At 69.8% G+C, this 9,548-nt stretch carries 10 protein-coding genes; 4 read left to right on the top strand and 6 right to left on the bottom strand.

From position 1 onward, the window contains the following. Positions 1 to 133 precede the first annotated feature (133 nt). Together AC1DVT_RS14420 and AC1DVT_RS14415 are read right to left on the bottom strand one after the other, a co-directional pair. Positions 134 to 1,822 (bottom strand): NAD(P)/FAD-dependent oxidoreductase, encoded by a 1,689-nt coding sequence (locus AC1DVT_RS14420; RefSeq protein ID WP_477389731.1) that lies wholly within the window; start codon positions 1,820 to 1,822, stop codon positions 134 to 136. A gap of 17 nt (positions 1,823 to 1,839) precedes the next feature. Next, positions 1,840 to 2,727 carry an LLM class F420-dependent oxidoreductase gene (locus AC1DVT_RS14415; RefSeq protein ID WP_477389730.1) on the bottom strand — a complete coding sequence of 296 codons (888 nt, stop codon included), beginning with the start codon at positions 2,725 to 2,727 and terminating at the stop codon, positions 1,840 to 1,842. A gap of 157 nt (positions 2,728 to 2,884) precedes the next feature. Between AC1DVT_RS14415 and AC1DVT_RS14410 the strand changes: the two genes are divergently transcribed. From AC1DVT_RS14410 to AC1DVT_RS14395, 4 genes are all read left to right on the top strand, one after another. Further along, complete coding sequence (locus AC1DVT_RS14410) at positions 2,885 to 3,835, top strand: L-lactate dehydrogenase (RefSeq protein ID WP_477389729.1); 951 nt, start codon at positions 2,885 to 2,887, stop codon at positions 3,833 to 3,835. Between the two features lie 87 nt (positions 3,836 to 3,922). Continuing rightward, complete coding sequence (gene radA / locus AC1DVT_RS14405) at positions 3,923 to 5,287, top strand: DNA repair protein RadA (RefSeq protein WP_457100803.1); 1,365 nt, start codon at positions 3,923 to 3,925, stop codon at positions 5,285 to 5,287. Between the two features lie 43 nt (positions 5,288 to 5,330). Then, positions 5,331 to 5,585 carry a type II toxin-antitoxin system VapB family antitoxin gene (locus AC1DVT_RS14400; protein WP_477389728.1) on the top strand — a complete coding sequence of 85 codons (255 nt, stop codon included), beginning with the start codon at positions 5,331 to 5,333 and terminating at the stop codon, positions 5,583 to 5,585. Beyond that, a complete protein-coding gene (locus AC1DVT_RS14395) occupies positions 5,582 to 5,971 on the top strand; it encodes a type II toxin-antitoxin system VapC family toxin (RefSeq protein WP_477389727.1) in 390 nt (129 codons plus the stop codon). Before AC1DVT_RS14400 ends, AC1DVT_RS14395 begins: the two co-directional genes overlap by 4 nt. Before the next feature lie 10 nt (positions 5,972 to 5,981). Here the strand turns inward: AC1DVT_RS14395 and AC1DVT_RS14390 are convergent, their stop codons facing one another. From AC1DVT_RS14390 to AC1DVT_RS14375, 4 genes are all read right to left on the bottom strand, one after another. Continuing rightward, complete coding sequence (locus AC1DVT_RS14390) at positions 5,982 to 6,398, bottom strand: dehydrogenase (RefSeq protein ID WP_477389726.1); 417 nt, start codon at positions 6,396 to 6,398, stop codon at positions 5,982 to 5,984. Positions 6,399 to 6,432: 34 nt separating this feature from the next. Next, positions 6,433 to 7,149: a FadR/GntR family transcriptional regulator gene (locus AC1DVT_RS14385; protein WP_477389725.1), complete on the bottom strand. Its 717-nt coding sequence runs from the start codon at positions 7,147 to 7,149 to the stop codon at positions 6,433 to 6,435. Between the two features lie 115 nt (positions 7,150 to 7,264). Further along, entirely contained in the window at positions 7,265 to 8,038 is a 774-nt protein-coding gene (locus AC1DVT_RS14380; protein ID WP_477389724.1) for a 3-oxoacyl-ACP reductase, read from the bottom strand. A gap of 97 nt (positions 8,039 to 8,135) precedes the next feature. Next, positions 8,136 to 9,500 (bottom strand): aldehyde dehydrogenase family protein, encoded by a 1,365-nt coding sequence (locus AC1DVT_RS14375; protein WP_477389723.1) that lies wholly within the window; start codon positions 9,498 to 9,500, stop codon positions 8,136 to 8,138. Positions 9,501 to 9,548 lie beyond the last annotated feature (48 nt).

Raw genomic sequence — 9,548 nt, 5'->3', positions numbered from 1 at the left:
CGGTAGGGGGTTACCCTACACAACTTTTCGAGAGTTGCACCTTCGGCCGCTCGGACACGTCACCGCAGGAGAGTTTACGTCACGACGAGCGGCACCGCGAATCAGCACCCTCTCAGACAGCCAGAGCATGGCGTCAAGGCAGGGACCGACGCGCGGCCAAATGCTGATGCACCGCGGAGATCACCACCGAACCCTCGCCCACGGCTGTCGCCACACGCTTGATCGAACTGCGCCGCGTGTCGCCCACGGCGAAGATCCCTGGCACCGATGACTCCAGCGCCCCGGGCACCGCGCGCCCGCGCCACGGCTCGGGTGCGTCGTCGTCTGCCTCCGACGAGCCCGTGAAGATGAAACCCCACTGGTCACGCAGCACCTCAGGCGGCAGCCATTCGGTCTGGGGACGCGCCCCGATCGTGATGAACAGCGCGTGGCATTCCAGTGTCCGCTGCTCGCCGGAGGGCACGTCCTCGACGACGATCTCCGCGAGACGTTCGCCATGGGCATCGGCGTGGGCGTCCACGACCGCGGTCTCGGGCACGATGTGAACCCCGAGGCCTTCGAGCTGCTCGATCAGGTAGGCCGACATGCTTGCGGCGAGCGACTCCCCTCGAACGATGAGCGAGACGGATGCCGCGTACCGGGCGAGGTGCAGAGCTGCCTGGCCTGCGGAATTGCCGCCACCCACGACGTACACGGTCCTCCCCTGTTGCTCCTTCGCCTCCACCGCGGACGCTCCATAGAAGACGGATGCACCCACAAAGCGTTCGAGTCCGGGCGCGCGCAGCCGCCGAAGCGAGACTCCGGTCGCGAGCACGATGGTGCGAGCCCGAACCTGGTCGACGCCGTCGACGGTGATCGTGAACGTCTCGCCGATCTGCAGCCCCGTGGCGAAACGCGAGAGCGCGAAGTCGGCGCCGAAGACCCATGCCTGCTGGTACGCCCGGCTCGCGAGCTCGCTGCCGCTCACCCCGCGCGGAAAGCCGAGGTAATTGCGGATGAGCGAACTCGACCCCGCCTGCCCGCCGAGCCCGTCACCCTCGAGCACGACGGTCGACAGGCCCTCGGAAGCCGCGTAGACCGCGGCGGCGAGCCCTGCGGGTCCGGCCCCGACGATCGCGACGTCGACCGGCTCGGTCGGGAGATCGGTGGACATCCCCGCCAGCCGTGCTATCGCGGCATCGTCGGGATCCACGAGCAGCGCACCGTCGACGGTCCGCACCAGCGGCACGCCCGAGTACACCTCCCCCGCCGCGGCGAGGATGCGCACGGCCTCCGGCGACTCCGGCTCGACGACGCTCACCGCCACCCCGCCTCGCGCGAGCTGGGAGCGGACGATGTGCGTGCGCGGCGAGTGGTCCTCGCCGATCACGACGACCGCGCGGCGCCCGCCGGTCGACGCGCGCCACTCGCTGAGGAACTCGGTCACGGTGCGGTGAAAGTCCTCGTCCGACGGCGAGCTCGGGCTCACCACGTAGTAATCGATCTGCAGCCGCGACATCAGCTCGAGTACGCGCGCGGCAGTCGAGACGGCCGCCCACTCTCCCCAGCTGATCAGCAGACCGCGCTTGCCGTCGGGAAAGGTACGGCGCGCATGGCTGAAGACCGACTCGCCGGCGATCCCCCGATCCGGATCAGCCGCTAGGAACAGCGCGACCGAACGCCCCTCGGACTGAAGCCGGTCGAGCGCCCCGTGCGTATCGCCCGCYGCGCCGACGATCTCGTAGTCATCGGCATAACGCCGACGAAGGGCAGACTCAGCCGATCCTTCAGCCGCGGCATCCGCGACCAGGATCACCGGCAGCTGCGTCCCTGACTCCCCCATGCCCACCACCGTCGAGCTCAGCCGACCTTCTTCGCGACATCCGCGATCAGGTCCACGACCCGCGAGGGATCGTCGACCCCCACCGAGAACACGTAAGTGGCCGCGAACCCCAAGTCGGCGAGCGCCGACACCGTCGGAGCAACCGAGTCGGCCGACGACTGCGGGTTCACCCCGATCATCGCGGTCTTCTCGATGTCGTCGTAGTCCCGCCCGACCGCGTCGCAGTGCCCGCGCAGCACGTCGAGCTTGTGCGTCGGCAGTTCGCCGCTGACGGGGCTGACGCCGAGGTTGCAGGCGTCCGCGTACTGGGCGACCAGGCGCAGTGTCTTCTTCTCGCCCCCGCCGCCGATCATCAGATACGGATGCGGCCGCGTGATGCTCTGCGGAGAGTTCAGCGCGCGCTCCAGCTGCCAGATCGCACCTTCGTACGGCTCCTCCTCCTCGGACCACATCTGCAGGCAGATCTGGATCGTCTCCTCCAGCTGACGGAGCCGCTCCGCGACCGGCGGGAACGCAAACCCGAGTCCGCGAGACTCCTGCTCGTTCCACGCGGCGCCGATTCCGAGCCCGACGCGACCGCCGGACAGCACGTCGAGCGTCGTCACCTGCTTCGCGAGCAGCGCCGGCTCGCGGTAGATCACCCCGGTCACGAGCGTGTGCAGCAGCACCTTCTCGGTGTGCGCCACGATGAAGCCGAGAGTGGCATAGGCCTCGAGCATCTCGTGATGCTCAGGACCGATTCCGGGCAGCTGCCAGAAGTGGTCCATGACTGTGATGCGCTGGATGCCGGACGCCTCGGCGTTGCGCACATGCTGCGCGAGCGCAGGCCCGAGCTGCTGCTGTCCGCTGGTCCAGGTGAAGTCAGCGATGTGAAGTCCGAATTCCATCCGGATGGCTCCGTCCATGAGAGGAGTCGGATGCCGCACCCGACCGCACCTTCAGGCTATGGCCCCGCGGCCATCGGCGGGCGGGAACCCGCGCGCCCACGGACGCCCGAGCCCTTCGACAGATGTTCACAAGGAGACTCTGGCCCGCGGCATCCGCCACTGCCAGACTGGCCCCATGAGCGTGATCGAGAATTCGAAAGTCACCGTTGTCGGCGCGGGGGCTGTCGGCTCCAGCGTCGCCTATGCCGCCCTCATCCGGGGTTCGGCGCGGCATGTCGCCCTGTACGACATCGCCACCGAGAAGGTCGAAGCCGAAGTGCTCGACCTTTCGCACGGCAGTCAGTTCACCGGGTCGAGCGACATTATCGGCGGCAGCGACATCTCCGTCGCCGAGGGTTCGCATGTCGTGGTGATCACGGCCGGCGCGAAGCAGAAGCCCGGGCAGTCGCGCATCGAGCTCGCCGGGGTCAACGCCAACATCCTCCGGTCGATGGGCAAGCAGCTTCGCGAGGCCGCCCCTGATGCGATCTTCGTCATCGTGACGAACCCGTGCGACGTGCTGACCGTGCTCGCCCAGGAGTCCACGGGCCTCCCGCCCGAGCGCATCTTCGCGTCCGGCACCGTGCTCGACACCTCCCGCCTGCGGTGGGCGCTCGCCCGCCGCGCCGGGGTCTMGACCTCGAGCGTGCACGCCTACATCGTGGGCGAGCACGGCGACACGGAGTTTCCGCTGTGGTCGCACGCGACGATCGGGACAGTGCCGATCCTCGACTGGCAGCCCGAGAACGGCCCGCGGATGACGGTGGCCGAGCTCGACGAGATCGCGATCGACGTTCGGGATGCCGCGTACAAGGTCATCCAGGGCAAGGGTGCGACGAACTACGCCATCGGGCTCTCGTCTGCGCGGATCATCGAGGCGATCCTCAACGACGAGCACGCCGTCATGCCGGTGTCGCCGGTGCTCGATGACTTCCAGGGCGTGAGCGGGGTCGCTCTCTCGGTGCCCTCGATCGTCAGCGCGTCGGGCGCGCGACCGATCCGCGAGACGACCTTCGATGAGCGCGAGCTCGAGCTGTTCCACCGCTCGGCGGACGCGATCCGGGCGAGCGCGGACTCGCTCCGCTGACCTCGCGGCGCAGGCCGCGCCGATTGCACCGAAGGGTGACCCGGAGGGTCGGAAGGGGATGTCGCGGCCCGCGGCTACCCTGAAACCATGGCCACCCGCCGCCCGACCACGGCCCCTTACCGCTGCACCGAATGCGGCTGGACGACCCCGAAATGGGCCGGCCGCTGCGGCGAGTGCCAGCAGTGGGGCACGGTGGTCGAGGCGTCCGAGCAGACCGGCATCCTCCGCACGGTCGCGCCGATCGCACCCTCCGCCGGTCGCGCCGCGCAGCCGATCACGCGCCTGAGCACCGCCGAGGCGCCACGACGCACGACCGGGGTGGGCGAATTCGACCGCGTCCTCGGCGGCGGGGTCGTTCCCGGCGCGGCGATCCTCCTCTCCGGCGAGCCCGGCGTCGGCAAATCCACGCTGCTGCTCGAGGTCGCCGCGCAGTCCGCCCGCGCCGGACGGCGCGTGCTCTACGCGAGCGCCGAGGAGTCGACCGCCCAGGTGCGTCTCCGCGCCGAGCGCACCGGCGCCCTCCACGATGAGCTCTACCTCGCGGCCGAGACCGACCTGGCGACGATCCTCGGGCACGTAGACGAGGTGCGCCCCGAACTCCTCATCGTCGACTCCGTGCAGACGGTCTCGTCCGGCCTGTCCGAGGGCATGGCAGGACACCCGTCGCAGGTGCGGGAAGTGGCATCCACCCTGATCCGCATCGCGAAAGACCGCGGTCTTCCGGTCATCATCGTCGGGCACGTGACGAAGGACGGGTCGATCGCCGGCCCGCGCATCCTCGAGCACTTGGTCGATGTCGTCTGCCAGTTCGAGGGCGACCGGCAGACCTCGCTGCGATTCGTCCGGGCCCTCAAGAACCGCTTCGGACCGACGGATGAGGTCGGATGCTTCGACATGACCGGCGCCGGAATCGCCGAGGTGCCCGATCCCAGCGCCCTCTTCCTCGGGCACGGCGACCCGGTTGCCGGAACCTGCGTGACGATCGCCCTCGAGGGCCGCCGCGCCATGCCGGTCGAGGTGCAGGCGCTGACGATCAAGAACGGCGGACCCAACCCGCGCCGCATCGTCAGCGGCGTCGACGGTGCGCGGGTCGCGATGATCCTCGCCGTGCTCGAGCGGCGTGCGGACATCAAAGTGTCGGAACTCGACGTCTACGTGTCCACGGTCGGCGGTGTACGACTGGTGGAGCCGGCCGCCGACCTCGCGATTGCGATCGCCGTCGCCGGCGCCGTGACAGACCGCCGCCTGCCCCGCGGCGCGGCCGCGATCGGCGAGCTGAGCCTCGCCGGTGAGGTGCGCCCCGTCACGCAGGCGGCGCAGCGCCGCGCCGAGGCCGAGCGGCTGGGGTATCGAACGGTGGTGGACGCCTCGTCTCGCAGCCTCAAGGGAGCCCTCCGCGACCTCGGGGCCGGTGGACGGCCGAGTGCAGGCGAGGGCGTTCCGGACTTCTGAACCCCTTTCTACCGAAGGTAGACGTGGGCGGTAGACTTCTACCATGAGCCTGAACATCAAGAACGAGGAAGTGCACGCCGCCGTGCGCGAACTCGCGCAGGTGCTGGGTGTGAGCCAGACCTCCGCCGTCGAGGTCGCCGTGCGCGCGAAGCTCGCCGAGCTCGACGTCGAGCGCCAGCGGGCGGAGCGCGAAAGGCGGATCCGACAGGCGGTTGCGGAGTGGCAGGCCGTCCCCGGGATGGCGGACCTTCCCGATCCAGACTTCCTCTACGACCCCGAGACGGGCCTTCCCCGATGATCGTCGACTCGTCCGCGGTCATCGCCATACTCCGTCAGGAGCCGACCCACGAGGCGCTCACTGCGGCCCTCGCTGCCGCGGAGGTGCGCCTCATGTCGGCAGCGACGTACGTCGAAGCGGGAATCGTCGCCGACACGCGCGGGCCTCTGAGTGGGCGCGGCCTCGACGAAGTGCTCGCAGACTTCGCGATCGACATCGTTCCGCTGACTGCCGAGCAGGCGAAGATCGCCCGCCAGGCCTACCACGACTACGGCCGCGGGTCGGGGCATCCGGCGAATCTCAACTTCGGTGACTGCTTCAGCTACGCACTCGCCGCCRAGCGCCGCGAGGCGCTGCTTTTCGTCGGCGACGACTTCGGACACACCGACATCCGCTCAGCGGTCTAGCCACTGACCGTCAGGCGTCGAGCGCGCGGATGATCTCGTCGGGGGTGGCCTGCATCGGGTGGGGTCCCGCGATGTCGATGAACACGGTCGTGATCTCGTCGCCGTACACGCCGAGGAAGGCACGCAGCGCGCCTGGCGACTGCAGCGCGACGGCAGGCGGCAGGCTCGCGGGCTTGTGCGCGGCGTCACTGAAGAGGAGCAGGGCGACGTCGCCCGTCTTCGGGTCGCGGTAGGTCCAGATCTCGCCGGTGTCGAGCGGGTTGTCGCGCGCACCGGGCGTCATGAGCGGGACCACTGTCGGGCCGTGCCGCAGCGCGAACGCGATCGCCGCCATGTCCTGCACCTGGAGCGCGTCGCCGAGCGCCACGTTGCGGAACTCGGGCGGCTCCTTCTTCGAGACCTTCTTCACGCGCTTCTTACCGGCCATCCCTCCAGCGTAAGGGAGCGCCCGGCACCTGGCCTCAGGCGAGGAAGCCGCGCAGCAGGGCCTCGGAACCTGCCAGGTGTTCGAGGATCGCCGCTTCCGCGGCATCCGCTCGCCCCGCCAGAATCGCGGTCACGATCTGCTCGTGCTGCTCGTTCGAGTGCTCGATGTTGCGCGGCAGCAGCGGGAAGGTGTCGAGCCAGGCGTTGACCCGCGCGCGGTTCTCGGCGACGAGCGCCACCACGGACGGGATGCCCGCGACCTCTGCGATCGTCAGGTGCAGCAGGGTGTCGAGGCGCCGGTAGTCGGTCTCGCCGGCCGCGCTGGCCTCTTCGTGGCGGGTCCACAGCTCGGCGCGCGCCTCGGGCGTGAGGGTGCGGCCGGMTGCGGCGCGGGCGGCGCCCGCCTCGAGCACGCGCCGGAGCCCGAGCACGTCTTCGAGTTCGGTGCTCGGCACGGTGCCGGGATCGGCAGGCCGAGGCAGCGGATCCGCGACGAAGGTGCCGCCATACCGCCCGCGCCGGCGCACCAGAAAGCCCGTGTCAGCGAGCTCGCGGATCGCCTCACGCACCGTGTCGCGACTCACCGCGTAGCGCGCCGCGAGCTCCCGCTCGGGCGGCAGCGACTCCCCCGGCGCGACCACGCCGAGCCGGATCGTCTGCACCAGCCGGGCGACGGTGTCCTCGAGCGCGTTGCCCTCGCGCACGGGTCGGTAGACGGCCCGGCGCACCTCGTGCAGCGGCGCATCGCTCACCGTGTGCCCCGCCGTTCCCGTACCGAACTCAGGAACTGCAGCCGTCCGTGGGGCGGAATGCAGACCCGGAGGCCTCGTCGGCGGGTTCGATCCTGAGAACGGTACACGGTCAGCCTCAGAGCGGCGTGACGTAGGCGTTGGTGATCCCGCCGTCGACGACGAAGCTGGACGCGGTGATGAACGAGGCGTCGTCGGAGGCGAGGAATGCGACGGCGGCGGCGAGCTCCTCGGGTTCGGCGAAGCGCCCCATCGGCACATGGACGAGCCGCCGCTGCGCACGTTCCGGGTCTTTCGCGAACAGCTCCTGCAGCAGCGGCGTGTTCACCGGACCTGGGCAGAGGGCGTTCACCCGGATCCCCTGCCGGGCGAACTGCACCCCGAGTTCCCGAGTCAGCGCGAGCACCCCGCCCTTGGACGCGGTGTAGCTGATCTGCGACGTCGCCGACCCCAGCAGCGCGACGAAGGACGCCGTGTTGATGATCGAGCCGCGCCCCTGCGGCACCATGTGGCGCAGCGCTGCGCGCGAGCAGAGGTAGACGCTCTTGAGGTTCACATCCTGCACCCGATCCCATGCGGGGAGCTCCGTGGTCTCGATCGAGTCGTCGTCAGCGGGCGAGATCCCGGCGTTGTTGAACGCGATGTCGAGGCGCCCGAATTGGTCGAACACCGCGTCGAAGACATCATTCACCTGCGTCTCGTCTGACACGTCGAGTCTGCGGAACACTCCGCCGACTTCGGATGCCGCCGCCTCCCCCGCCGTCGGATCGACATCCGCGATGACGACCGTGGCACCCTCGGCCGCGAAGCGCCGCGCAGTCGCAAGGCCGATGCCACTCGCCCCGCCCGTGATGATGGCCACCCGGTCCTTGAGTCGCTGGGTCAGATCCATGGGTTTCCTCCGTTTCGGATGCCGCTGGTCTCAGCACTGCGGAATCTCGGGGTCGTGGGGCGGCAGAAGTGCGACCGCAGAGCCGCGGCGCGGCCGGTCACGAGGCATCCGTCGCGAAGAAGACGTTCTTCGTTTCGGTGAAGTGCTCGGCGGCGTCCGGCCCGAGTTCGCGGCCGAGCCCCGAGGCCTTCATGCCGCCGAACGGCGTCCAGTAGCGGACCGACGAGTGCGAGTTGACCGACAGTACGCCGCTCTTGATCTTGCGAGAGACGCGGATGCCGCGGCCGAGGTTCTCGGTCCAGATCGAACCCGCGAGCCCGTAGATCGTGTCGTTCGCGAGGCTGATGGCATCCTCCTCGTCCTCGAAGGGCAGCACCGCGACGACGGGGCCGAAGACCTCCTCGCGCGCGATGCGGTCGGCACGCTCGGCGAGCACGACGGTCGGCGCGAACCAGAACCCGTCGCCGCTGGGCGCCGATCCGCGGAAGGCGACGTTCGCACCGGCGAGGAAGCCTTCAACGGTGGAGCGGTGAGACGCCGAGATCAGTGGGCCCATCTGCGTCTCCTCGAGGGAAGGATCACCCACCCGCCATGCGGCCACCGCCGGTTCGAGCAGTTCGAGGAACCGATCGTAGACGCTCCGCTGCACGAGGATGCGGCTGCGCGCGCAGCAGTCCTGCCCTGCGTTGTCGAACACGGCGCCCGGCGCCATCGCTGCGGCCAGCTCGAGGTTCGCGTCCTCGAAGACCACGTTGGCGCTCTTGCCGCCGAGTTCCAGCGTCACCGGCTTGAGGCCCTGAGCGCAGCCCGCCGCGACGGAGACGCCGACCTCGGTCGAGCCGGTGAAGACGACTTTCCGCACATCCGGGTGGGTCACGAACCGCTGCCCCACGACCGAGCCGGACCCGGTCACGACCGCGAACAGACCCTCGGGCAGCCCCGCCTCGAGTGCGAGCTCGCCCAGGCGGATCGCGGTCAGCGGAGTCAGCTCGGCCGGCTTCAGCACGACGGCGTTGCCGGCGGCGAGCGCCGGAGCGAACCCCCAGGACGCGATGGTCATGGGGAAGTTCCACGGCACGATGATCCCGACCACGCCGTAGGGCTCGTGGAAGGTCACGTCCAGCCCGCCCGACACCGGGATCTGCTGCCCGCTCAGGCGCTCCGGCGCCCCCGCGTAGAAGTTCAGCACCTGGGCGACGTGGGACGCCTCCCATCGCGCGGACTCGATCGGATGCCCGGAGTTCAGCACCTCGAGCTGCGCCAATTCCTCGACGTGCTCCTCGACAACTCGCGCGAAGCGCCTCAACGCGTCGGCCCGTGCGACCGGCGCGATCCCCGCCCAGGCCCGCTGGATGTGCACGGCTCGCGCGATCACGGCGTCGACGTCTTCGACCGTCGCCCGCCCGATCTCGCGGATCGGCTGCGCGGTGGCCGGGTTCACGACGGTGAACGTGCCGCTCACGACGGAGCTCCTCGATGCGAGGCGAGACGAAACGCGGATGCCTCGGCC

It is taken from the genome of Microbacterium sp. P2_F9, from assembly GCF_056403635.1.
Note: the sequence above shows the minus strand (reverse complement) of the source record. Positions and strands in the feature narration are given on the sequence as shown.